This is a genomic window from Polaromonas sp. P1_F1 (assembly GCF_056405795.1).
Genome location: NZ_JBFUBJ010000007.1, coordinates 101,827 through 126,474, shown reverse-complemented (window position 1 = coordinate 126,474; position 24,648 = coordinate 101,827). Strand labels below are relative to the sequence as shown.

20 protein-coding genes and 1 riboswitch are annotated in these 24,648 nt (G+C 62.1%); of the genes, 11 read left to right on the top strand and 9 right to left on the bottom strand.

The window, feature by feature from the left end; all coding sequences use genetic code 11:
* Positions 1-132 precede the first annotated feature (132 nt).
* Positions 133-621, top strand: coding sequence for a glycine zipper family protein (locus AC1DZE_RS18360; protein WP_477670315.1), 489 nt, complete (start codon positions 133-135; stop codon positions 619-621).
* Positions 622-630: 9 nt separating this feature from the next.
* On the opposite strand, the gene AC1DZE_RS18355 is transcribed toward AC1DZE_RS18360, so the two are convergent.
* Complete coding sequence (locus AC1DZE_RS18355; RefSeq protein WP_477670314.1) at positions 631-1,833, bottom strand: threonine ammonia-lyase; 1,203 nt, start codon at positions 1,831-1,833, stop codon at positions 631-633.
* Between the two features lie 253 nt (positions 1,834-2,086).
* On the opposite strand from AC1DZE_RS18355, the gene AC1DZE_RS18350 reads away from it, so the two are divergent.
* The gene (locus AC1DZE_RS18350) at positions 2,087-4,450 is read left to right on the top strand and encodes an ATP-binding protein (RefSeq protein WP_477671769.1); all 2,364 of its coding nucleotides are present in this window, start codon (positions 2,087-2,089) and stop codon (positions 4,448-4,450) included.
* A gap of 93 nt (positions 4,451-4,543) precedes the next feature.
* Here the strand turns inward: AC1DZE_RS18350 and AC1DZE_RS18345 are convergent, their stop codons facing one another.
* The 5 genes from AC1DZE_RS18345 to AC1DZE_RS18325 all read right to left on the bottom strand — a co-directional run bounded on the left by AC1DZE_RS18345 (position 4,544) and on the right by AC1DZE_RS18325 (position 9,512).
* Positions 4,544-5,377: a class II glutamine amidotransferase gene (locus AC1DZE_RS18345; protein WP_477670312.1), complete on the bottom strand. Its 834-nt coding sequence runs from the start codon at positions 5,375-5,377 to the stop codon at positions 4,544-4,546.
* Between the two features lie 4 nt (positions 5,378-5,381).
* Positions 5,382-6,125: an amino acid ABC transporter ATP-binding protein gene (locus AC1DZE_RS18340; RefSeq protein ID WP_457281767.1), complete on the bottom strand. Its 744-nt coding sequence runs from the start codon at positions 6,123-6,125 to the stop codon at positions 5,382-5,384.
* A gap of 19 nt (positions 6,126-6,144) precedes the next feature.
* A complete protein-coding gene (locus AC1DZE_RS18335; RefSeq protein ID WP_477670311.1) occupies positions 6,145-7,248 on the bottom strand; it encodes an amino acid ABC transporter permease in 1,104 nt (367 codons plus the stop codon).
* A 1-nt stretch (position 7,249) separates the two neighbouring features.
* Positions 7,250-8,452 (bottom strand): amino acid ABC transporter permease, encoded by a 1,203-nt coding sequence (locus AC1DZE_RS18330; RefSeq protein WP_477670310.1) that lies wholly within the window; start codon positions 8,450-8,452, stop codon positions 7,250-7,252.
* Between the two features lie 85 nt (positions 8,453-8,537).
* Positions 8,538-9,512, bottom strand: a complete 975-nt coding sequence (locus tag AC1DZE_RS18325) for an amino acid ABC transporter substrate-binding protein (RefSeq protein ID WP_477670739.1) — start codon at positions 9,510-9,512, stop codon at positions 8,538-8,540.
* 490 nt (positions 9,513-10,002) lie between these two features.
* On the opposite strand from AC1DZE_RS18325, the gene AC1DZE_RS18320 reads away from it, so the two are divergent.
* Together AC1DZE_RS18320 and AC1DZE_RS18315 are read left to right on the top strand one after the other, a co-directional pair.
* Positions 10,003-10,515 carry a serine O-acetyltransferase gene (locus tag AC1DZE_RS18320; RefSeq protein ID WP_457281764.1) on the top strand — a complete coding sequence of 171 codons (513 nt, stop codon included), beginning with the start codon at positions 10,003-10,005 and terminating at the stop codon, positions 10,513-10,515.
* Positions 10,505-11,539: a glycosyltransferase family 2 protein gene (locus tag AC1DZE_RS18315; RefSeq protein WP_477700417.1), complete on the top strand. Its 1,035-nt coding sequence runs from the start codon at positions 10,505-10,507 to the stop codon at positions 11,537-11,539. Before AC1DZE_RS18320 ends, AC1DZE_RS18315 begins: the two co-directional genes overlap by 11 nt.
* 52 nt (positions 11,540-11,591) lie before the next feature.
* On the opposite strand, the gene recQ is transcribed toward AC1DZE_RS18315, so the two are convergent.
* Positions 11,592-13,484, bottom strand: coding sequence for a DNA helicase RecQ (recQ, locus tag AC1DZE_RS18310; protein WP_477700402.1), 1,893 nt, complete (start codon positions 13,482-13,484; stop codon positions 11,592-11,594).
* Positions 13,485-13,602: 118 nt separating this feature from the next.
* Positions 13,603-13,995 (bottom strand): rhodanese-like domain-containing protein, encoded by a 393-nt coding sequence (locus AC1DZE_RS18305; protein WP_477671764.1) that lies wholly within the window; start codon positions 13,993-13,995, stop codon positions 13,603-13,605.
* Between the two features lie 181 nt (positions 13,996-14,176).
* On the opposite strand from AC1DZE_RS18305, the gene AC1DZE_RS18300 reads away from it, so the two are divergent.
* On the top strand, positions 14,177-15,223 hold the full coding sequence (locus AC1DZE_RS18300) for a homocysteine S-methyltransferase family protein (protein ID WP_477670306.1): 1,047 nt from the start codon (positions 14,177-14,179) through the stop codon (positions 15,221-15,223).
* A gap of 244 nt (positions 15,224-15,467) precedes the next feature.
* Positions 15,468-16,451, top strand: a complete 984-nt coding sequence (locus tag AC1DZE_RS18295; protein ID WP_457281759.1) for a Bug family tripartite tricarboxylate transporter substrate binding protein — start codon at positions 15,468-15,470, stop codon at positions 16,449-16,451.
* A gap of 53 nt (positions 16,452-16,504) precedes the next feature.
* Here AC1DZE_RS18295 and AC1DZE_RS18290 read toward each other — a convergent pair whose 3' ends face one another.
* Positions 16,505-17,113: a Crp/Fnr family transcriptional regulator gene (locus tag AC1DZE_RS18290; protein ID WP_477670305.1), complete on the bottom strand. Its 609-nt coding sequence runs from the start codon at positions 17,111-17,113 to the stop codon at positions 16,505-16,507.
* Between the two features lie 93 nt (positions 17,114-17,206).
* A riboswitch (S-adenosyl-L-homocysteine riboswitch) is annotated at positions 17,207-17,303 on the top strand.
* A gap of 15 nt (positions 17,304-17,318) precedes the next feature.
* Here AC1DZE_RS18290 and metH point away from each other — a divergent pair.
* The 5 genes from metH to AC1DZE_RS18265 all read left to right on the top strand — a co-directional run bounded on the left by metH (position 17,319) and on the right by AC1DZE_RS18265 (position 24,285).
* Positions 17,319-20,138, top strand: a complete 2,820-nt coding sequence (metH, locus tag AC1DZE_RS18285; RefSeq protein ID WP_477700401.1) for a methionine synthase — start codon at positions 17,319-17,321, stop codon at positions 20,136-20,138.
* 98 nt (positions 20,139-20,236) lie between these two features.
* Positions 20,237-20,419: a hypothetical protein gene (locus tag AC1DZE_RS18280; protein WP_477670303.1), complete on the top strand. Its 183-nt coding sequence runs from the start codon at positions 20,237-20,239 to the stop codon at positions 20,417-20,419.
* A 301-nt stretch (positions 20,420-20,720) separates the two neighbouring features.
* The gene (locus AC1DZE_RS18275; RefSeq protein ID WP_477700400.1) at positions 20,721-21,521 is read left to right on the top strand and encodes a glycine zipper 2TM domain-containing protein; all 801 of its coding nucleotides are present in this window, start codon (positions 20,721-20,723) and stop codon (positions 21,519-21,521) included.
* A 159-nt stretch (positions 21,522-21,680) separates the two neighbouring features.
* Positions 21,681-22,892, top strand: coding sequence for a M23 family metallopeptidase (locus AC1DZE_RS18270; protein ID WP_477700399.1), 1,212 nt, complete (start codon positions 21,681-21,683; stop codon positions 22,890-22,892).
* A 67-nt stretch (positions 22,893-22,959) separates the two neighbouring features.
* On the top strand, positions 22,960-24,285 hold the full coding sequence (locus AC1DZE_RS18265; protein ID WP_477700398.1) for a DUF308 domain-containing protein: 1,326 nt from the start codon (positions 22,960-22,962) through the stop codon (positions 24,283-24,285).
* The last annotated feature ends 363 nt before the right edge of the window (positions 24,286-24,648 follow it).

The window sequence follows — 24,648 nt, the reverse complement described above, 5'->3', positions numbered from 1 at the left end:
GATTCCTGAAATGCTTGAGACTCTTCGCAGATTTTACCCGCATGAAGATGGTTACACGAAGATGCGGGCGACAAAGATGCCCGGCGCCTGGCTTGCGGTACCCTTTGCCATGCTTATTTGTGGAAGGAATACATGAAATCCCCAGCCCATTTCGCGCCTCAGCAGCGGTTCCGTTTTTTCCAGGCCGGTGCCGCCTTGTCCGCCCTGGCCCTGTTGTCGGCATGCGCTTCCGGCGGTCCCAACAGCGCCTCGGCAAAGCCCGTGCTGTATCCCAACGCCACCCTTAACCGGGTAGGTGACGCGCAAGGCCAGGCGGAGGCCAGCGCCTGCATGTCACGGGCGTCGGCCGCCGGGCTCAGCCCGTCGCAAAGCACCAACGAAGTCGGCCGGCGTGCCGGTGAAGGCGCAGCCGTCGGGGGTGTGGCTTCGGCGGTGGGCGCGCTGATCACCGGGCGCGGCGGCGAAGGCGTACTGCGTTCCGGCGCCGCGGGCGCCGCCGTGGGCGGCTCTGCGGGTGCGGTGTCAGGTGCGTTTCACAACGACAAACCCAACAGCACCTACCGTAGCTTTGTGCAGCGTTGCCTGAGCGAAAAGGGCTTTGAGGTGATCGGCTGGAACTAGGGTCTTAGCTTAGTGCTGCTCTGAAGCCTCAAAGCCGGCCATATTCAGTGCCGCCAGCACCTGCTGGATATGGTCGCGCCCGCGTGTCTGGATCACCAGCTCGATCTCCACGTTCTGGGCCGAGAGCATGGTGAAGGCGCGCTGGTGATGCACCTCATCGATATTGGCCCCGGCGTCGGCCACGGTGGCGGTGATCTTGGCCAATGAGCCCGGAATGTCGCGCACGCTGACCTTGATGCGGGCCAGGCGCCCGGCGCGCACCATGCCGCGCTCGATGATGGCCGCCAGCAGCAGCGGGTCGATGTTGCCGCCGCACAGCACCAGGCCGATCTTCTTACCCGCAAAACGCTCCGGGTACTTCAACAGCGCCGCCAGCCCGGCCGCGCCGGCACCTTCGACCAGGGTTTTCTCGATCTCTAGCAGCATGACCATGGCCTGCTCGATATCGCCCTCGTCCACCAGCACCAGGTCGTCGACCAGCTTCGCGATGATGGCCTGCGGGATGACGCCCGGCGTCCCCACCGCAATGCCCTCGGCGATGGTGCTGGTGCCCTGGGGGTGCCGGGTGCCCTTGATGGCGTTGACCATGCCCGGGAAGCGCGAGGTCTGCACACCGATGATTTCAATGCCGGGCTTGATCGCCTTGGCCGCCGTGGCCATGCCGGCAATCAGGCCGCCACCGCCGACGGCTATAACCAGCGTTTCGAGGTCGGGTTGCGCGTGCAGCATCTCCAGCACCACCGTACCCTGGCCTGCGACGATGGCTTCGTCGTCGTAAGGGTGCACGAAGACCAGGCCCTCCCGCTCAGCCAGCGTCAGCGCGTGGGTGCGTGATTCGTCCAGCGTATCGCCGTGCAGCACCACCTCGGCGCCAAAACCCCGGGTGCGTTCGATTTTGACGCCCGGCGTGAAGCGCGGCATCACGATCACCGCCCGTATGCCCAGCCGCTGTGCGTGGTACGCGACGCCCTGGGCATGATTGCCAGCGCTCATCGCGATCACGCCGCGGCGCCGTTCGTCGGCTGAGAGCTGGGCCAACTTGTTACAGGCGCCGCGCTCCTTGAAGGACGCGGTGTACTGCAGGTTCTCGAACTTCAGGTAAATCTGCGCGCCCGTCAACTGGGAAAGCGTCTTGGACTCCACGCAGGGCGTATCGAGCAGGTGGCCCTGCAGGCGCTGGGCGGCTGTTTCTATATCTTTGAGACTGAGCATGGGAATTCCTCTGCGGGGCTATGGTGGGATTGTGCGGGATCATCTTTGCGCATCTTCGCAGGAGTTTCTGTGGTGCATTTCACACGTGGGGGTACAAGTAGCGTCTTCCATGATGCTTCAAGCTGCGTTATGGTGGAGTCTCATTGAACCAGGTCGCATCTGCGGTGCTCATAGCCAGTGAGGCGCCGGTCTTGAAGCAGGGTATCTCACAGGCATGTCTACCAACCGTGTAGTTGCAAAGGGAGGTTTGTCCATGAGCAAGCGTTCCGTTAGCGAGCAGCAGTGGCTGCTGTCCCCCGGGCTGAAAGAGGCGCCGGTGCTGGACCTGATGTGCTCGCATTTCGTGCTGACGCTGGCGGCAAGGCAAGGCGCCAAGTTCAATGTGCGCCGCGACCTCAACAGCCTGCTCTCGCTCTCGGGCCGGCATCTTGTGTGGCCCCTGCCGGCGGTGCAGCGGTTGCGCGAGTTTCTCGGCCGCCGCTGCAAGGACAACGAGTTCTGGCGCGGCCATGAAAGCCTGACCGACACCGAGTTCATGGCGCGCCACGGCGCCTGGCGCGGCCCCTATGAAGAAGGCACGCTGTTCTTCTATCTCGACGAGCATGCGAAGGACCAGCCCAAGGACTTGCTCTCGGTGCTGGCTGCCACCGGCGAATGGCTGACCCAGGCGCTCAAGAAACAATCCACGCTGGTCGAGAAAAACATCGATGCACTGGCCAACCTGCTGCAGCTCAACCGGGCCGAGCGTGCGCTGCTGCTCTACGGCACCCTGGCACGCTACCAGCGCGACCTGCGCTCCCTGCTGGTGGAGTTCAAGGTCAACAATGCCCCCGAGGCGTATGCCGCCATTGCCGATGTGGCCGGCGTGAAGGCCCCCGAGGTTGCCGAAGCGCTGCGCGCCGGCTCGCGCCTGGAGCGCATCGGCATGGTCGAGAACCTGATTTCCGAGCACAACATCACCGACCTTGCGGACCTGATGAAGGTCAGTGAAAAACTGCCGCCCGTGCTGATGCGCGAATACCGCGACCAGAACGAGCTGATGGCTGTGTTTACCCGGCCGGCCGCGCACAGCAGCCTGGGTCTGGCGGACTTCGCTTTTGTGCAGGAGGATGCGCAGGTGCTGGTGTCGCTGCTGCGCAATGCGGTGGCCGGCAAAGAGCAGGGCGTGAATGTGCTGCTTTACGGCCCACCCGGCACCGGCAAGACCGAGCTGGCCAAGGTGGTGGCACAGGCCGCCGGCCTGGACCTGTTCGAGGTCGAATATGCCGACCGCGACGGCAACTCGCTCAGTGGCCGGGACCGCTACCGTTCGCTGCAAATCGCGCAGGTTTTCCTCAAGGGCAGCACGCACTCCGCCTTGTTGTTTGATGAAGTGGAAGATGTGTTTCCGCCGATTTCCAGCGAAGCCGCGCAGCTGATGGCGCGCTCCGAACAATTGCCCGTACCTGCCAGTGGGTCGGTCAGCGGCAAGGCCTGGGTCAACCAGATCCTTGAATCCAACACCGTGCCCACCCTGTGGGTCACCAACCGCATCGAGCAGATCGACCCTGCTTTTCGCCGGCGTTTTGCCTACCACCTCGAACTCAGGTCGCCGCCGCCGGGTGCCCGTGAAGGCCTGGTGCGCAAGACACTGGAAGGTGTTCAGGTCAGCGATGCCTTTGTGGCCAAGCTGACGGCCCGCAAGGGCCTGACGCCCGCGCAAATACGCACGGCTGTCCGGTTTGCGCGGCTGGCCAGCGCGCCCGAAGACGCGGTGGATGCGCAGGTGGACACTGAGGGCATGCAGGCCATCCTGTCCGGCGGGCGGCCGCTGTTGATGGAGTCGCTGATCGAGCGCCAGCTCAAGAACGCCGACGTGGCGCTGGGCAACAGGGCGGAAGCTTCCGGCCGGCGCAACGCGACCACATATGACCTTTCCATGCTCAATGTCGAATCCCGGTTCGAGGTGCCGCGTATCGTTGAAGCACTGAAAAGCCGAAGCCACGGCAGCCTGTGTTTTTACGGCCCGCCGGGCACGGGAAAGACGGCATTGGCCGAACACATCGCCAAAGCACTGGATTTGCCGCTCATCATCAAGCAGGCCAGCGACCTGATGAGCAAGTATGTCGGTGAAACCGAACAGAATATGGCGGCGATGTTCCGCGAAGCTGAATCGGAAAAAGCCGTGCTGCTGCTGGATGAAGCGGACAGTTTCCTGCAGGACAGGCGCGGCGCCCAGCGCACCTACGAAGTGACCGAGGTCAACGAAATGCTGCAGGGCATGGAGCGCCATGCCGGCATCTTCATCTGCACCACCAACCTGCTCGAAAGCCTGGACCAGGCGGCGCTGCGGCGTTTCACCTTCAAGATCAGGTTCATGCCGCTGACTCACGCGCAGCGTGAGCAGATGTTTGTCACCGAAGCACTTGGAGGCGATGCCGACCGGCTTGCGGCCCCGCTGCGGGAGAGGCTCGGCAAACTGGTGCAGCTGTGTCCGGGCGATTTTGCGGCCGTGAAGCGGCAGGTGGATATTCTCGCGGCAGAGTTTTCCAGCGAGGAATTTTTGGCCCAGCTAGAGGCCGAGCACCGCATCAAGCCCGAGGTACGCGAAGGGCGGGCCATGGGGTTCATGCAATAAGAACAGGCGCTGTTACAGACGCTCCGTCAGGGCCGGACTGCTATCAAAAGAATAGCTGCTTACGCCCGTCACTATTGGTCTGAGGCCTGATTTTTATACGCAGGCCAGGTTGGCTTCGTTTTTACGCCGTACGTCCTCGCTGACCTTCAGCTGCGCCTGCCGCACGATGCGGCCCCCTTCAATCCACAGCAATTGCCCGGGCTGCAGCTGTTGCCAGTTTTCATTGAGCGTCAGCGGCTGGGTAGCGACGACACACAACCGGTCTTCCTGGACATTGGTTTGGGCAAAGTCGATGCTCAGGTCGGCGTCAACGAGCTTGGCGTGTGAAAACGGCCATTCCCGCACCAGGTAATACAGCCGCGTGGAGCAGTGCGCGAACAGGGCTTGCCCGTTGGAGAGCAGGTAGTTGAATACGCCATACTCGCCCGTGCCTTCGCTCATGCTGCACAGGGTGTCAAACACGGTGTCCAGTGAGCAGGGTTCGCGCGGGCTGATGGCCTTGAGTTTTTCCATCAGGGCGCAAAAAGCGCGTTCGCTGTCGGTGGTACCGACGGACTGGTAGTTGCCGCCAAGAGCCGGAAAGTAATTGATCAGGTCGCCGTTGTGGGCAAACAGCCAGTGGCGGCCCCAGAGCTCACGGGTGAACGGATGGCAGTTCTCCAGGCGCTGCGGATCGCCCTGCGTCGCCTTGCGGATATGGGACACGACATTGCAGGACTTGATGGCGTAGCTTTTGAGCAGCTCGGCCACGGGTGAGGTGGCGGCCGGCTGGCTGTCCATAAAAATGCGGCAGGCCTTGTCTTCAAAAAAGCCGATGCCGAAGCCGTCGCCATGATGGTCCGTCAGACCGCCGCGTGCGGCAAAACCCGTGAATGAAAAGCGAAGGTCTGCGGGTTTGGCAGCATTCATTCCGAGGAGTTGGCACATTCCTCTAGTGTCCCAGAATCTTGGAGAGGAAATCCTTCGCCCGGTCGGTCTGCGGGTGATTGAAGAAGTCCGTGGGCGTGTTCTGTTCAACAATCTGGCCCTGGTCCATGAAGATCACGCGGTCGGCCGCTGCCTTGGCAAAGCCCATTTCATGCGTCACGCACAGCATGGTCATCCCCTGTTCGGCCAGCGAGATCATCACGTCCAGCACTTCCTTGATCATCTCGGGGTCCAGCGCGGATGTCGGCTCGTCAAACAGCATGATTTTCGGCGTGAGGCACAACGCGCGCGCTATCGCAACGCGCTGCTGCTGGCCACCCGACAGCTGCAGGGGATACTTTTGTGCCTGCTCCGCGATGCGCACCCGCTCGAGCTGGTGCATGGCCCGCTCGGTCGCTTCTTTTTTGGACAGGCCCGCCACCCAGGTTGGCGACAGCGTCAGGTTTTCAAGCACGGTCAGGTGCGGGAACAGGTTGAACTGCTGGAACACCATGCCGACCTGCCGGCGCACGGCATCAATGGCCTTGATGTCGTCGCCGAGGACGGAGCCGGCCACAGTGAGCTTGCCTTCCTGGTAGTCCTCCAAGGCATTGATGCAGCGGATCATCGTGGATTTGCCCGAACCGGACGGCCCGCAAATCACCAGGCGCTCGCCCTGCTGCACGTCCAGCTGCAGGTCGCGCAGCACATGGAAATTGTTGCCATACCATTTGTTGACTTTGTCAAAGCGGATGATGGGATCACTCATGTTGGTCCTTGTTTTTTTGTCAACGGGCCTTGCCCACAGCCAGCCGCCGCTCTATCCAGAGGCTGTAGCGGGACATGGCGAAGCAGCAGGTGAAGTAAATCGCGGCGATAAAGAGGTAAGCCTCAATCTTGAACGGCCGCCAGTTCGGATCGGACCCGACCGCCAGCGAAAGGGCCCCGGTGAGTTCATACAGCGACACGATGGTCACAAGGGAGGTGTCCTTGAACAGCGAGATGAAGTTGTTCATGATGCTGGGCACCACGGCGCCCAGCGCCTGCGGCAGGACAATCTTGACCTGCGTCTGCCAGTAACCCAGGCCCAGGCTGGCGGCCGCTTCGGTCTGGCCCTTGGAGAGGGACTGCAAACCACCCCGGACGATTTCCGCCATATAGGCCGCGGCAAACAGCGTGATGCCGACGATCACCCGGATCAGCACGTCGGGCGATTTGCCGATGGGCATGAACAGCGGAAACATGAAGCTGGCCATGAACAGCACGGAGATCAGCGGCACGCCACGAATCAGCTCGACGTAGATGACGCACAGGGTCTTGATGGCGGGCATGTTGGAGCGCCGCCCCAGCGCCACCGCCACCGCAATCGGGAAGGCGATCGTCATGGAGATGACCGTCAGCATGACGGTCAGCGGCAGGCCGCCCCACTGGTCGGTGGACACTTTGGAGAGCCCGAACATGCCGCCGCTCATGAGCGTGAAGAACGCCGTCAGGACCACGACCCAGATCAATCCCAGCCAGGGTTTCCAGAACCAGCGGCTGCAGCTTGCAACCACCAGGCCCAGCAGCAAAAAGGTTGCCAGCTCCGGCCGCCAGTGCTCTGTCAGGGGGTAGCGGCCCAGCAGGATGATGCGGGCTTTTTCGTTGATCACGCCCCAGCATGCGCCCATGCCGCGTGCGGCCTGGCAGGCATCCGCGTCGGCGGCGGTCACGGCATTGAACACCGCCCAGCGGAGGGCCGACGATGCGGCCCACAGCAACAGGGCGATGACCCCGACCGACACCAGCGCATTGCCAACGCTGGAAAACAGGTTGTTGCGCAGCCAGGGGCCCGGGCCCTCCATCTTGATGGGGGCCGGGCGGGGCGCGACGGGAACAAAGGTCTGGTTCATGTCAGCGTTCCTTGATGGCGGCGCGGCTGTTGAACCAGTTCATCAGCGCCGAGGTGGCCAGCGATGTGGTGAGGTAGATCAGCATGATGATGGCAATGCATTCGACGGCGCGGCCGGTCTGGTTGAGCGAGGTGTTGGCAATCGACACAAGGTCGGGGTAGCCCACGGCAACGGCCAGCGACGAATTTTTGGTGAGGTTCAGGTACTGGTTGGTCAGCGGCGGGATGATGACCCTCAGCGCCTGGGGCAGCACCACCAGGCGCATGGAGTGGCCGCGCGAAAGTCCCAGCGACGCGCTTGCCTCGTGCTGGCCCAGCGAGACCGAGGCAATGCCGGCGCGGACCACCTCCGCCACAAAGGCCGAGGTGTAAAGCACCAGCCCGAGCAACACCGCCAGGTATTCAGGCGACAGCGCGCCGCCACCCTCCACTTGGGTTTCCGTCAGCTTCGGCAGGTTCCATTCGGAAGGCGCACCACCGGCCAGCCAGCCCAGGAGCGCACCGGCCGCGACCAGTCCCAGCACCACCCACAACACGGGACGCGCATGGCCGGTCTGGTCAAAGTGGCGGCGTGCCCGGCGCGCATAAACAAACCCCGCCACACCACCGGCCGCCATGCCGACGAGGGCCAGCGTCTGCCCGAGGTGCCACACCGGAAAGGGATAAGACAGGCCGTTCTTGCTGATATACACCAGGCTGCCGATATGCAGGGCCTGGTCAATGGCCGGCAGGTATTCCGTGAACAGCAGGTACCACATCAGCAGCTGCAGCAGCACCGGGATGTTACGGAACATCTCGATGTAGCCGTAGCACAGGCCGCGGATCAGGGCGTTTCGCGAAAAGCGTCCCACGCCCAGCAGGGTTCCCAGCACGGACGTGAGCACAATGCCCACCACGGCCACGCGAAGGGTGTTCACCAGCCCCACGAGGAAGGCTTTCCAGTAGGGATCGATCGAGTCGTAATTCAGCCAGCCTTCCCCAATGTCAAAACCGGCGGGCTGAAACAGAAAATCAAAGCCGCTCTGGATACCGCGCGTCTTCATGTTGCTCATGGTGTTGCTCACGAGCAGCCACACGAGGAAGACGATCAGGCTGACGGCCAGGATCTGGTAAACAACGGCGCGCGCCTGCTTGCTGCGCCAGGAAAAAACTCTGCGCCGCAGCGCCGGCGCCGGCCGTGCGGGAATCAGGGAATGCTCGGACATAAGGCGGTTACCCAAGTAAAACGGGCCGCTCGTCAACGGATGGTTGCGAGCGGCCCGTTGCGTTTAGCGCATCGGAAGGAGTCGTTCAGCGCACCGGCATGGCGTACATCTGGCCGCCTTTATTCCATTGGTTGTTTTGGCCGCGCGGCAGTGCCAGGGGCGTTTTGGGGCCGACGTTGCGGTCGAAGATTTCACCGTAGTTGCCGACGGCCTTGACGGCGCGAACCAGCCATTCCTTGTCCAGGCCCAGCAGCTTGCCGGTGTCTTCGCCACTACCGGTCAGGCGCATGACCACCGGGTCTTTGCTTTCCTTGGTCATGGCATCGACATTGGCCTGGGTCACGCCATATTCTTCCGCTTCGATGAGGCCGTAGATCACCCATTTGACAATGGCGAACCATTCATCGTCACCGCGGCGCACCATGGGGCCCAGCGGCTCCTTGGAGATCAGCTCCGGCAGGATCAGGTGGTCGGCCGGTACTTTGGCTTCCTTGTTGCGCACCGAGGCCAGGCCGGATGCATCCGTGGTGTAGGCTTGGCAACGGCCGGAGAAGTAGGCGGCGTTGACGGCTTCCTGCTTTTCAAACACGACGGGCTTCATGTTGAGGTTGTTGGCCTTGGAGAAGTCCGTCAGGTTTTTTTCCGTGGTGGTTCCGGACTGCACGCAGACGGTGGCGTTTTTCAGCTGCTTGGCGCTTTTGATCTTGCTTTTCACCGGGACCATGAAGCCCTGGCCGTCGTAGTAGGTGACGGCGGTCATGTGCAGGCCCAGAGAGGCGTCGCGCGTCAGCGAGAACGTGGTGTTGCGCGACAGGACATCAACCTCGCCGGACTGCAGGGCGGTAAAGCGCTGCTGGGCGTTCAGGGGAACCCACTTGATCTTGCTGGCGTCGCCCAGCACGCTGGCGGCGACGGCTTTGCAGACGTCCACGTCGAGCCCGGTCCAGGCGCCGTTGCTGTCGGCAGAGGAAAACCCGGCCAGCCCGACGTTCACGCCGCAGATGACCTGACCCCGTGCCTTGATGGCGTCCAGTGTCTTGCCGGCATGGGCAGGTGCCATGGCCGCAACAGTGAGGCCGGCCGCTGCAAGGGCGACAAGTCCATGTTTCTTTACGAGTTTGATCACGGGGATTCTCCAGTCAATAAGTAGGTCGACATCAGCACGAACCATGCCAATGGCGGATGCTAGCCCAACTATGGCGGGTACCTCTCAGGGCAAGCCCTTACGAGGCCAAGACAAACCACGGCGAAAGATGCATAACCTTATGCGGGAATACGGCTGACAGGGAACCCCAATCATCCCCGGCACAATGGCCTTCTGACAGTTTGCTTGCGCCGGTGGTACCGCAGCCAGGCAAGTTCCGGGTGAGTCCATTGGTACGAATCTTGCGCCGCATTTCCGCAAGGGCTGAATTTTCTGCTCCGGCTTTTGTCGGGTTCTGATGGACTTGCCGCGGACTTCATCCCCCAAACCCGAGCGGTCTCCGTTGGAGCCTGCGGCCGGGGGAGGGGTTTCACGTCTTGATGCATGTTACGAAAGCTCAATAACAATGGCTTTTCTTGAAGACTTGCGGGTGGCGCAGGAAGGCGTCCTGTCCCTGGGCTTCTGGGCATTGCAGGTGTACCGGCTGGGGCACCTGCGCTACCGGTTTCAGTCCAGGTTGGTGCGTTATCCGCTGGGTGCCGTGCACCTGGTGCTGGCCAAACTGGCTGAAATGTTTTGCGGCGTCACGATAGGTGTCTCGGCCCAAATTGGGCGGCGCCTGGTGATTGAGCATTCCGGTGCAATTGTGGTGCATGGCCGCGCCGTGATCGGGGACGACTGCATCATCCGCCAGGGCGTCACCATCGGCAACCAGCGTATCGACAGGCCGCTCGAGGCGCCGCACATCGGCAACCGCGTCAATATCGGCGCCGGCGCGAAGATCCTGGGGGCTGTACGGATCGGGGACGACGTCGACATTGGTGCCAATGCCGTGGTGATCACGGACGTCCCCGCCGGAGCCCTTGCCGTGGGTGTGCCGGCCCGCATTATTTTGAGGAGCCGTGACGATGCTTCCTGAAGCCAGCGAAACGCCTTGCACGGTCAGCATCGTCATCAAGGCCCTGAACGAAGAAAAGCGCATTGTGGCCGCGGTAGAAAGTGCGCTGGCGGCCGTCCAGATGGTCGGTGGCGAGGTCGTGCTGGCCGATTCCTGCTCCAGCGACCGCACCGTAGCGCTGGCGTCTGCCTATCCCATCCGCATCGTGCAGCTGGCACGCGCCGATGAACGTTGCTGCGGCATCGGTCCGCAGCTGGGGTACCAGCATTCGGCGGGCGAATTTGTGTACATCCTGGATGGCGACATGGAAATGCTGCCCGGGTTTTTGCCGCAGGCGCTGGCCTTCATGCAGGCGCACCCCGACGTGGCCGGCGTGGGAGGGCAGGTTGTTGAGTTGAACACCAGCAGCCTGGAATATGTGGCGCGTGTGGAGCGGGGTCTGGGCCATATGCAGGCAGGCATGGTGGACCGGCTGGACATGGGCGGCCTGTACCGCAGGGCCGCGGTGGAGCAGGCCGGGTATTTTTCAGACCGCAACCTGCACAGCTATGAAGAGTTCGACCTGGCGATGCGCCTGCATGCCAGGGGCTGGAAACTGTGGCGCCTGGGCACCGATTCCGTGCGGCACCATGGCCACGATGCGCCTCCCTATCAGTTGCTGGTGCGCCGCTGGCGCAGCCGCTACATTTGCGGCCTGGGTGAAGTGCTGCGCGCGGCCTGGGGCGAGTCGCACCTGGGGCTGGTGCTCACGCGGGTGCGCGAATTGCGCCTGTATGCTGCCGTACTGATGTGGTGGGCAGTGTTGCTCGCTGTTCTGGTGGTTCCCATGCCGTGGACAGCGCGCATCGGGGCCTTCTCCTGCATTGCAGCGGCACCTCTCCTGTTGATGACATGGCGAAAGCGCAGCGCCACCAAGGCTGTGTTCTCGGTCGTGTCGTGGTGCTTTAACGCCGCTGGCCTGGTACGCGGGTTGTTGACACCGCAGCGCCCTGCGCGGGCGGCCATAGACAGCGTCGAAATCCGGAATACGCCTGGCGCAACTTAAGGGGCCTGGGCGGACGGTACCGCGCGGGATTAGGTCATCGGCTTGCGAGGGCCTAATCCGCCCCGGCGCAGACGCGCAGCACTTCGGCCCCGTAGGCCTCGAGTTTTTTGACGCCGATACCACTGATGCCTTCGAGATCGGCAATGCCTTGCGGCGCGCGTTCTGCAATGGCTCGCAAGGTTGCATCATGAAAGATCACGAAGGCGGGCAGATTGTGTTCGCGGGCGACTTCGGCGCGCCAGGCCTTCAGGCGGGCCAGACGCTCCAGCGCGCCGGCATTGAGCGAGGCTTCGGCCATGCCTTTGGCGGAGGTCTTGGTGCCTTTTTGGGAGCTGCCTTTGCGCCGTTCACTGGCGCCGGCCGACTGCTCGCGCAGCATCACGCTGACTTCGCCCTTGAGCACCTGGCGTGCATCAGGCAACAGCTGCAACGTGTTGAACGCATCGGGGTCGACCCGCACCATGCCCTTGGCGATCAATTGGCGTAACACGCCACGCCACTGCACTTCGGACAGGTCGGCGCCAATGCCGAAGGTGCTGAGCTTGTCGTGGCCGTACTGCAATACTTTTTCGGTCGCCTTGCCGCGCAGGATGTCCATCAGGTGGCCTGCGCCAAAGCTGATGCCGCTGGCCTGCTGCACGCGGTAGATGCAGCTGAGCATCTTGCGCGCGGCTTCGGTCGCGTCCCATACCACCGGCGGCTGCAGGCAGTTGTCGCAGTTACCGCAAGGCTGACTGTCTTCGCCGAAGTAATGCAGCAGGCTGACACGCCGGCAACGCGTGTCTTCAGCCAGCGTCAACAAGGCATCTAGCTTGCCGCGCATGACCTGCTTGAACTCTTCGCTGGCGGCTTCGCTGGTGTCTATCATGCGGCGCTGGTTCACCACGTCCTGCAGGCCGTACGTCATCCAGGCATTGGCCGGGAGGCCGTCGCGGCCGGCGCGGCCTGTTTCCTGGTAGTAGCCTTCGATGTTTTTCGGCATGTCCAGGTGGGCGACAAAACGCACGTCGGGTTTGTCAATGCCCATGCCGAAGGCAATCGTCGCGACCATCACCGTGCCTTCCTCGCGCAGGAAGCGGTCTTGCCGCTGTTGGCGCAGGGCACTGTCCAGACCCGCGTGGTAGGCCATGGCCTTGAGACCGGCATCCTGCAGGGCTTCGGCAATTTCCTCCACGCGTTTGCGTGACTGGCAATACACAATGCCGGCTTCTGCGGCGTGTTCGCTTTCAATGAATCGCAGCAGCTGGCGCGTGGCGTCGGTTTTTTCGACGATGGTGTAGCGGATGTTCGGCCGGTCAAAGCTGCTGACGAATGCGCGTGCGTCTTCCAGCTTGAGCCGCTCAATCATGTCCTGCCGTGTCAGCGCATCCGCGGTTGCCGTCAGGGCAATACGCGGCACGTTCGGGAAGGTTTCGTGCAACAGGCTCAAGGACCGGTATTCGGGCCGGAAGTCATGACCCCACTGGCTTACGCAATGCGCTTCGTCAATCGCAAACAGGCTGAGCAGGCCGCGTTCATGCAGGGAGCCGAGCAGGCCTTTCATGCGCGGGGTGTTGATGCGCTCGGGCGCAGCGTAGAGCAGCGTCAGCTCATTGCGCAGCAATTGCTTTTCAAGCTGGCTGCTTTCTTCAAAGCTTTGTGTCGAGTTTAAAAATGCGGCGGACACGCCGGCCTCATGCAGGGCGCCCACCTGGTCATGCATCAGCGCAATCAGCGGCGAGATCACCACCGTGACCCCGTGGCCGGCGTTTTGCCGCACGATGGCCGGGATCTGGTAGCACAGTGATTTGCCTCCGCCGGTGGGCATTAGCACCAGGGCATCGCCGCCGCGAACCACATGGTCCACGATGGCCTCCTGCGGCCCGCGGAAGCTGTCATAGCCAAAAACCCGGCTGAGCACGTCCAGGGGTGTCGGCAAAGGCGCAGAAATGGGCAATGAAGACAAGGTTTTAAGCCGGAAAATCGAAACGATGAAGAGGGGTGCTATGAAAATAGTAGCTGCTTGCGCTGGTGGAATAAAGGCTGCGAGCCTGTTTAATGCATAAATAGCAGTAAAAAACCGGCTACATCTGCTCCCAGGGCAAGCCATCAAACCGCCAGCCCGAGAGCGTGGAGCGTTGGAACTGTTCGTCGAGCTCACCTTCAAAGCCATGCACCACATGCTGCACATCAGAAAAACCGGCCGCTTCCAGTGCCTTGCCGGCGTCCAGCGTGCGCTTGCCGGATCGGCAAATCAGCAGCACCGGCTGCGCCTTGCCGGCAGCTTCGCGCGCCACGGCGTCGGCGAACTTTTGCGGGTCCGGCTGCAGGTCGGGGTATTCGTACCACGGCACGTTGACCACGCCTGGGGGGCGGCCGACGTACAGCGACTCGATCTCCATGCGCACGTCCACAAACAGCGCGTCAGAATGTGCCTGCAGCCAGGACCAGGCTTCTTTGGGTTGAAAGTTTTTCATGTTCAGGGCAATACCCCTATTGTGGCTGATGGCGCCCCCACGGTCGCTCACTGCGTGTAGCTCCCTGCCCCCAAGGGGGCGCTGCGCCTGCGGCCCGGCAAAGCCGGTTCCGCGGCCCTTGCTGGTTGAAGAGAACCCGTCGAAGTCTGCTGAAAAAGCTGCCGCGCCTTAAAATCGGAGCATGAAGCCAATCATCTACACACGCGGGCAGCAGCTGCCGGCCATCCTGGAACAACGTATCGCCATCCTTGACGGTGCGATGGGCACAATGATCCAGCGCTTCAAGCTCAACGAGGCCCAGTACCGGGGCGAACGCTTCAGGAATTTTCACAAAGACGTGAAGGGCAACAACGAGTTGCTGAGCCTGACGCGCCCCGACGTGATCCAGGACATCCATGAGGGCTACCTGGCTGCGGGCGCCGACATGATTGAAACCAACACCTTCGGCGCGACTACCGTGGCGCAGGCCGACTACGACATGGCCGACCTGGCCGTCGAGATGAATTACGAGTCGGCCCGCATCGCCCGTGCCGCCTGCGACAAGTATTCGACGCCCGACAAGCCGCGTTTTGTCGTCGGCGCCCTTGGACCTACGCCCAAGACGGCGAGCATCAGCCCCGACGTGAACGACCCGGGCGCGCGCAACACCAGTTTCGAGGAGTTGCGCAAGGCGTACTACGAACAGACCGAGGCACTGGTCAAGGGCGGCAGCGACGTACTGCTGGTCGAGACCATCTTCGACACGCTCAATGCCAAGGCGGCGCTGTTTGCCATTGACGAATACTTCGACAACTCCGGCGAGCGCCTGCCCCTGATCATCAGCGGCACCGTGACCGACGCTTCGGGCCGCATCCTGAGCGGGCAAACCGTGACGGCCTTCTGGCACAGCGTGCGCCATGCCGCACCACTGGCAGTCGGCCTCAACTGCGCACTGGGCGCCACCCTGATGCGCCCCTACATCCAGGAGCTGGCCCGCGTGGCCGGAGACACCTTCATCAGCTGCTACCCCAATGCCGGCCTGCCCAACCCCATGAGCGACACCGGTTTTGACGAAACGCCCGACGTAACGTCCCGCCTGCTGCGCGAGTTCGCCGAGGAAGGCCTTGTCAACATCGTGGGCGGTTGCTGCGGCACCACGCCGGATCACATAGGTGCCATCGCCCACGCGGTCGCCCCGGTCGCCAGCCGCTCCTTGCAGCGTGGCGCCTTCTACAAAGAGGCCGCCTGAGGGCAGCGCTGCCCTGCATCACTTCCGGGTGATGCCGTCGGCTGGCCGAAAAAGCCGGTTCCCTGATGCACGTGTACTTAATAAGTATGCATATGAGATGACGTGCCCGGCGATGTCCCGAAAAGTCATATTTCGCGGCTATAGTCAGGCCCTTTTGCCGAACCCTGTTTTCATTCTCCGGCGCTGCGCCCTGCAGCGTTGATGGTTCGGCAAAACAACGCAACACAACACAACCAAGGAAATCATGAAGGTGGGTTTATTCATCAAGGCCGCAGCGGCATTCACGTTGGCGATGACGGCTTTCGCAGGCCATGCACAACTGTCGCCCCAAAAACCGGTGACGATCGTCGTGCCCTATCCAGCCGGCGGCCCGCTGGACAACGCTGCGCGCATCCTGGCCGAGAAGCTGCGTCCCCTGCTCAAAACCGAAGTCACGGTTGACAACCGGCCGGGGTCCGGCGGAAACGTGGGTGCGGCCCTCGTCGCCAAGGCGCCTGCAGACGGCCATACGCTGGTGATGGGGGCGGTGGCCACCCATGCCATCAACCCGTGGCTCTACCCGAACATGCCCTATGACGCATTGAAGGACTTCACGCCCATCACGTTGGTGGCCCGTGTGCCGAACGTGCTGGTCATGAATGCCGAAACAGCCAGGCGGCTGAAAATCAAGGACACCAAGGACTTGATTGCCTACGCACGCAAGAATCCCGGCCGGCTGAACTATGCCTCCGGCGGCAATGGAAGCGCCGGCCACCTCGCGGGCGAGCTGTTCAAAAGCCTGGCCAAGATCAGCGTGGTGCACCTGCCTTCCAGCGGCTCGGCGCAGGCGCAGGCTGGCCTGCTGTCGGGCCAGACCGACCTGATGTTCGACAACCTGGCCTCTGCCAGCGCCAACATCAAGTCGGGCAAGCTGGTCGCTTTTGGCGTGACCACCATCAACCGCTCCAGCAGCTTTACGGAAATTCCGACCATCAACGACGTATTGCCCGGCTTTCACATCAGCACCTGGTTCGGCATCTTTGGCCCGGCCAACCTTCCCAAAGCTACGGCAGACCAGCTTCAGCGGGCATTCGCCGACGCGCTCAACACGCCCGACACCGCGGAAAAGTTTGCACGCATGAGCGCGACCCCCAGCCCCATGAGCTCTGCCGACTTTGCCTACATGGTGATGAAAGAGCATGCCGACTATGGACGCCTGATCAAGGTCGCCAAAATCAAGCTCGACTAAGTCGAAGGGGGCGGCCAGCCTGCCGCCTTCCCCGCTTTTCTGCCAGACGGAAATCAGCCCGGCATGAGCCGGTCGATTTCCTGCTGCATGGCTTGCACCAGCTGGCTGTACATCTTGAGTTTTTCGCTGGTGTCGCGCAGCCGTTCGGCGATGCGCAGCGAAACGGCAAACATCAGTTTGGCCGCAGTCACAGGTTGCTCTTCCCCCATTTTTTCAAGCGCTGCGCGCGACAGCACGGCGCAGCTCACGTCGCTGCTGGCAGTGCATGACGCCAGCCGCGCCTGGCCGTCGACCAGGCCCATCTCGCCGATCAGGCTGCCGGGGCCCAGCACCGTGATGGTGACCGGCGTGCGGCGGCTGACCACAATGCTTTCGACCGTGACTTCGCCTTCGAGCAGCAGCACCATATAACCGGTATCGCTCTTGTCCCCTTCGCGGATGAAGGTCGTTCCCTCGGAAATCCTGCGCGGCGTCATATAGCTGACGACGGTGAAAGCCTCTTCGGGCGTGAGCTGCATCAGGGCGGTTGGTGCAATCAGCAGCCTGGCGGCAAGCTCGGCCGTGCTGGAGCCTTCAATGGCCCGCATGCGGTCTTTGGGACGCATGGACTCGGGCGCATCGGGCGTTCCCTTCTGTTTTCTGCCGAACAGGTTTTCAAACATGGTGGCTCCGGCTATCCCCTGGACTTTTGTTGGTATCTCTTGCCATTGGCGCAAGGATATGGCGCGGGCGGCGTTCAGCCCTTAAAATGATGGTAACCCAAGGAGCGTTGCAGCGAACACAAGCGTTCGTCAGGCTTGGGTTACAGGCGGCGGCTTCCGGCGGCCCCTGCAGCAACGACGCTCACCTTTGCCTCAAGGTGAGTCCGTGTCTGAAACTGAATCTTTACCCAATGTCCCCCCCATGAAGCTGTCCGGCCTGGAGCCGGTCGCCATCGGCGCGGGCACGCTGTTCGTCAATATTGGCGAGCGTACCAACGTCACCGGCTCCAAGGCCTTCGCTCGCATGATCCTCAACGGTGAATACGAGCAGGCGCTGGCCGTGGCCCGCCAGCAGGTCGAAAACGGCGCGCAGATCATCGACATCAACATGGATGAAGCCATGCTCGACAGCCAGGCCGCCATGGTGCGTTTCCTGAACCTGATCGCCAGTGAGCCCGACATCGCCCGCGTGCCCATCATGATCGACAGCTCCAAGTGGAGCGTCATCGAAGCCGGCCTGCGCTGCATTCAGGGCAAGGGCATCGTCAACTCGATCTCGATGAAAGAGGGGCTGGAGCCCTTCAAGCAGCAGGCCAGACTGCTCAAGCGCTACGGCGCGGCAGCGGTGGTGATGGCTTTTGATGAAAAAGGCCAGGCCGACACCTATGAGCGCAAAGTCGAAATCTGTGAGCGCGCCTACCGCGTGCTGGTCGACGAGCTGGACTTTCCGCCCGAAGACATCATCTTCGACCCGAACATTTTCGCGATCGCCACCGGCATCGAAGAGCACAACAACTACGCGGTCGATTTCATCAACGCCACGCGCTGGATCAAGCAGAACCTGCCGGGTGCCAAGGTCTCTGGCGGTGTGTCCAACGTGTCCTTCAGCTTTCGCGGCAACGACCCGGTGCGTGAAGCCATCCACACCGTGTTCCTGTACCACGCGATCCAGGCCGGTATGGACATGGGCATCGTCAACGCCGGCATGGTCGGCGTGTATGACGACCTCGATCCGGTGCTGCGCGAGCGTGTGGAAGACGTGGTGCTCAACCGCACACCGGCCTACAAGTCCGGTGAGCCCGAACTCACGCCCAGCGAACGCCTGATCGAAGTGGCCGAGACCGCCAGGAGCGGCGCCAAGGACGACAGCAAGAAAAACGAATGGCGTGCCCTGCCGGTGCGCCAGCGCCTGTCGCACGCGCTGGTCCACGGCATGAACGAGCACATCGTGACCGACACCGAAGAGGTCTACCAGGAGATCCTTGCAGAGGGCGGCCGGCCGCTGCATGTGATTGAAGGACCGTTGATGGACGGCATGAACATCGTCGGTGACCTGTTCGGCCAGGGCAAGATGTTTCTGCCCCAGGTCGTCAAAAGCGCCCGTGTGATGAAGCAGGCCGTGGCGCATCTGCTGCCCTACATCGAAGCCGAAAAGCTGCTGCTCGAAGCCGCCGGCGGCGACGTCAAGACCAAAGGCAAGATCATCATCGCCACGGTCAAGGGCGACGTGCACGACATCGGCAAGAACATCGTGACGGTGGTCTTGCAGTGCAACAACTTTGAAGTCGTCAACATGGGCGTGATGGTGCCCTGCCATGAAATATTGGCGCGCGCCAAGGTTGAAGGCGCCGACATCGTCGGGCTGTCGGGCCTCATCACCCCCAGCCTGGAAGAGATGCAGTACGTCGCCGCCGAGATGCAGAAAGACGATCACTTCCGCATCAAAAAAATCCCGCTGCTGATAGGCGGCGCCACCACCAGCCGCGTGCACACGGCCGTCAAGATCTCCCCGCACTACGAAGGCCCGGTGGTGTATGTGCCCGATGCGTCCCGCAGCGTGAGCGTGGCGCAAAGCCTGCTGTCCGACCAGGCCGCCAGATACATCGAAGAGCTGTATACCGACTACGACAAGGTGCGCACCCAGCACGCCAGCAAAAAGCAGGTGCCGATGTGGCCGCTGGCCAAGGCCCGCGCCAATGCCACGTCAATGGATTGGGCCCATTACGCGCCGCCGGTGCCCAAGTTCATTGGCCGGCGCGTGTTCAAGAACTTCGACCTGTCGGAGCTGGCCCAGTACATCGACTGGGGTCCTTTCTTCCAGACCTGGGACCTGGCCGGAGCCTTCCCGGCCATCCTGAAGGACGAAGTCGTGGGCACCGAAGCTGTGCGCGTGTACGCCGACGCCCAGCGCATGCTCAAGCGCCTGATTGAAGGCCGCTGGCTCACCGCCAACGGCGTGATGGCGCTGTACCCCGCCAACAGCGTGGGTGACGACATCGAGATCTACACCGACGAGTCGCGCAGCGAAGTGGCCATGACCTGGTACGGCCTGCGCCAGCAAACCGAAAAAACCGCGATTGACGGCGTGATGCGCCCCAGCCGTTGCCTGGCTGATTTTGTCGCGCCCAAGGTGCTTGCTCCTGAATTGATAGCTGCTCGTGCTGAATATACGGGCGCTGCAGGCCAAAATGCCTCACAAATTCCGGACTACATCGGTCTTTTTGCCGTCACGGCAGGCATTGGCGCCGAGAAAAAGGAAAAGTACTTCCTGGATGACCACGACGATTATTCGTCCATCATGCTCAAGGCGCTGGCTGACCGCCTGGCCGAAGCGTTTGCCGAAAGCCTGCACCAGCGCGTACGCAAGGATTTGTGGGGCTATGTGCCGGCCGAGTCACTGGACAGCGAGGCGTTGATCGCCGAAAAATACCAGGGCATACGCCCGGCGCCAGGCTACCCGGCCTGCCCGGACCACAGCGTCAAGAAAGAAATGTTCGAGCTGCTCAAGGCCGAAGAGGTCGGCATGGCCCTGACCGAAAGCCTGGCCATGACGCCGGCTGCCAGTGTGAGCGGCTTTTACCTGAGCCACCCCGAGAGCACCTATTTCAACGTTGGCAAAATCGGCGACGATCAGCTGCAGGACCTCGCGCAGCGGCGTGGTCTGAAAGCCGGGGAATTGCAGCGCCTGCTGGCACCCAATCTTTAAGAGCCACTAATGAAACTCGAAGCGCTGCGGCAGGGATCAGGCGCCACGATCGGCGGCTTTTGCAATAGTGGTACATGCCTTAAAAAATGAAGTGGCAGATGGACAAGCAGCTTAAAGAGTACCTTGCGATCGTATGGAAGAAGAATTCAGGCGAGCCGGGCGTGCATGAAACGTTCTACGCACATAGCTATGAAGAAGTAAAGACAATGCTTGCAGAAAAGTACGGCGACGAGACAATAGTTTCCCTTACCGATGTTGAGGCCGCTGCCCGGCCACGTTAAGGTCGATGTCATTGGGGCAAATGGGAGTGATACGGAAATTCACTTCCACCGAAAACCCTCTTGGCGTTGTGCGCCGCCTTCCGCGGACCGTTTCGCTGGATTCTGTGGGCGTCTCCAGGAACAACAGGCCGCGTTACCGTTGCAATTCGCGTTTACGGCGACTTTGCCGGAGAATAACCTGCGTTTACATAAATACACAGCTGCCTGCCAAAGCATGTTTACCTTCGCGGCATGGGAAACGTTGAACAACGACAGATGAAACCCCGTTGCGGGACCAATTGATTTCACAGAGGGAAATGCCATGAACACATCCACCGAAAATCTTCAGCCGGGCCAGCAGGCCCCGTCGGCCAGCAAGCCCTTGTGGGCGGCCGTCGGCATACTGGGAGTGGCCGTCCTGGCCATGGGCGGGACCATGATTTACCAGATGCGCAACCCGGTTACGGCGACCCCGGTGGCACTCGCAGCACCGCAAGCCGCGCCGCAAGTGGCGCCCCCCATGGCCGCGGCCAGCAATGTGGCGGACGACATGGCTGAAAAGCCGGTTGCCGCACCCGCCAAGCCCGCGCCCGTGCCGACCAAAAAAGTGGTCAAGCCGACGCCAAAACCGGCACCCGCCCCGAGTTATGCGGGTATTTCGCCCGCACCGGCCCCTTACCCTGCACCGGTCGCTGTGGCGCCGGCGCCTGTGTGCCATGTATGCGGTGCGGTGGAGTCAGTGACACCGGTTGAGCGTTCCACCAAGCCGGCAGGCCCTGGCGTAGGTGCTGTGGCGGGTGGCGTGCTGGGCGCCGTGCTGGGTAACCAGGTCGGCCATGGCGGTGGGCGTACGGCGGCCACCATCCTGGGTGCGGTGGGTGGCGGTTTCGCCGGCAACGCCATCGAAGGGCATGTTCGCAAGGAAACGGTTTACCAGGTCGGCGTGCGCATGGAAGACGGTTCCCAACGCATGGTAGAAGTTGCCCGCGCTCCCAGCGTTGGCAGCCGCGTGACAGTGGAAGGGTCGACCTTGCGGACCCAGGATGGCGCCAGTTACGGTCCCAAGCCGCCGCCGGCCCCTGTGGTCACGCAGCAGCAGTCTCCCGACTACAGCAACCGCTGATCCAGTCAAAGACCGGAAGGCGTGCAGACTTCAGCACGATTGCCCGGTGATCTTTTCCCCATGTGCCGTGCGAAGGGATCCCTTCGCGCGGCACGCTCTTATGCTTCGACGGTGCGATGCTTGGCGCTATGATGGCCCCGCCATCACAAGGAGGATCGCATGCGTCGTTTTTTTGTGGCCGTGCTGGTACTTGCCGGAGGTCTGCACGCCTTTGCGGCAGGACCCAAACCCGGACTGAACAACCTGGAATTTGCCGGTGCGCATGACCAGAACACTCCTGTACTGCTGAGCGCCGCCTCACGCCCCGTGCCTTTTCGCGGCGCTGATGGGCGTGTGCACATCGATTACGAGCTGCAGGTCACCAATGCGCGGGCCGTGCCGGTCAAGCTGGTATCGCTGGAGGTATTGGATGCCGCTTCGGGCAAGGTGCTGACCACCGTCGCCGGGGCGGATGTTGCGGGCACTTTTTCGTTGCTGGACGGCGCGGGTGGTGACAGCATCGGCGCGGCACAGGCCGGTTTGTTCTGGATTGACGTAGTGCTGGAGGCCGGTCAGGCCATTCCGAAAGTCCTGTCGCACCGTGTGGTCACCGCCGGGCCCGAAATCAAGCTCACGGCAGCCGTCAAAACTGCCGGTGAGAGCAGCGTTCAGACCACGCAGACCGGTGGCAATGTTTCCGTCAGCACCCGGCCGGCTCCGCTGATCGGCCCGCCGCTTGAGGGGACCGGCTGGGTTGCATTCAATGGCTGCTGCAAAGAGGCGCCGCACCGGCGTGCCGGTATCCCGGTGAACGGCGTTCTTTATGTCAGTCAGCGGTTTGCGATCGACTGGATCAAGATAGACGCGAACTCGCAGCAAAGCAACGGCGACAGCAACAAGAACGAAAACTGGCCGACCTACGGGCAAAAAGCGATTGCCGTGGCGGATGCCAAAGTGGTTTCCGTGCTCGACGGGCTGCCTGAGCGGGTGCCCAATGCCTTGYCACCCGACACGACCATGCAGAACGTGACGGGCAACCATGTGATCCTCGATCTGGGGCGCGGCTATTACGCGTTTTATGCACACCTGCAGCCGGGTTCACTGAAGGTGCGCGTGGGCGACCGCGTCAGGCGCGGCCAGGTGCTGGCGTTGCTGGGCAATTCCGGCAACACCACGGCGCCGCACCTGCATTTCCACGTGTCGGACGGTATCGGTCCCTTGTCATCCCAGGGCGTGCCCTACGTGATCGACGCGTTCACGGCCAGGGGTGTTGCCACGGACGCGACCGAGCAGGGCAAAGTGCTGTGGACCGCGCTGCCGCAGCAGCAGGCCGTCCAGCGTGCAACCATGCCAATGAATGGCTATGTGGTTGACTTCCCCTCTTTGAAGTGAAGCCTGGGCGCTGCGAGCTACGCATTCCCCTGACGCGTAGCACGGTCCCGGCGGTCACCGCACCAACATGTTCAGACTTGCACTAACCCTTTTTGGCGGCGATGCGCTCGTGAAGCGCTGGAAGATCTTTCTGGTGGCGGGCCTGCTCGCGGTGTTGCTGGGTGCCGTGGTGCTGATAGACCTGGTCGATGGCGTGACCGACATGGCAGGCTGGGTGTTCGGCGCCGTGTTGCTGTTGCAAGGCCTGGTGGAGCTGGTGATAGGCACCACACACACACGTGCGCGGCGGCGCTTTGAAATGTTGCGCGGCGCGGCCATGGTGGTGTTTGCCTGTCTGCTGCTGGATTTCCCCCGGGACAATTCGATTGCTGCAGCCGTTCTTTTCGCCGCTGCTTTTACCTTCAACGGACTGGTGCGTATTGCGTCAAGTCTTTTAATCCGGTATCCGAACTGGCGCATCTCCAACGTCATCGGTTGGGGTTATCTGGTCATGGCGATATTGCTGGTGACCGACTGGCCCCTGCCTTCTGCGATGAACGTGTCTTTTTGCACCGGCCTTGCATTGATGGCGGGCGGCTACGTCGTGATGCGCGGCGCCTGGCGCCTGCAACGCTTGCCGCCGGGGTCACGGCTTGCGGCCATTGAGCTCTATAAAAGGAAAAGGGAGATGGGTGCCAGTACGCCCCCATCCGCCCCGCCCGCAGGTGCCGGCATGCCCGGCGAACAGATGGTGGTTCACATCTGGACCGCCGTGGATCAAAGCGAAGAGCGCATCCGCCTTCCGCTGGTCGACCGGTACATTGCGGCCCTCTCCCGCAAAGGCAGCGTTACCACCGGCCATGTCGCGCTGGAGTGCGGGCCGCAACTGTACATCAGCCACCATCCACGCGTGCGCCTGACCATCACGCAGCACAATCTTGTAAACCAGGTGCGCGCCACACAAAGCAACGACCATCCGGGGATGTGGCTTCCCTCTTATGAGCAGGAAGCCGGTGCGACGCGCCCTTCAACCTTTCGCATCCGCTTTCGCCTGTTTAACCGCAGCCACCTGCAGTCGTTCTGGGAAGCGTACCGTCAGGACGACACCTATAACCTGACGCATCGGAACTGCTCGGTGGTCGTGACCGAGGCTATCGACGCCGCGATGGAAGGTGTATTTGCCGACAAACCTTTCTGGCGAACCCTGCTGCGCCTGGCCTTTCACCCCGACATGTGGCTGGCCGGAAGCGTACGGGTGCGTGCCGAATCGATCGCGTGGACACCCGGGCTGGCGCTGGATTATGCCGGCGCGATCCGGCGCATCACCCACCCACATCAGGACTTGAGGGTGCACCTTGCGCGCTGGTGGAAGACACGCCGGCCCCAACGTCAGCGCGCAAAAAAAATCCCTTGAAAGCTCAGCGGGAAGGTTGACCTGCGCTGTGTGAAGGTCGCACTCCAGAAGTCCGGATTTAGTGGCCGTTCCAAGGTCTGGCGGCCCCCATCCAAAAGGAAAAAGCATCAGGGCTGACGAACCTCAAAGGCGCAGCCCTGCCGCAGGCAACCTGTCTGCGTTTGACAGCCGGTGCATGTACGGCGCGTGTCGCACGGGTGTTATTGGCCATTCCCGCTTGCGGGAGCTGCATGGGCCGTAGATGCCGCCCCTCTGTCCGTTGTGAGGGATTCCGTTCACAAAAGCCGCAGTCATGCCTGGCTCAACAGCGGTTTCTTCAGGTATTTCCGCCTGCTGCCAAAAATGTCCACTTGGTTTGCATCG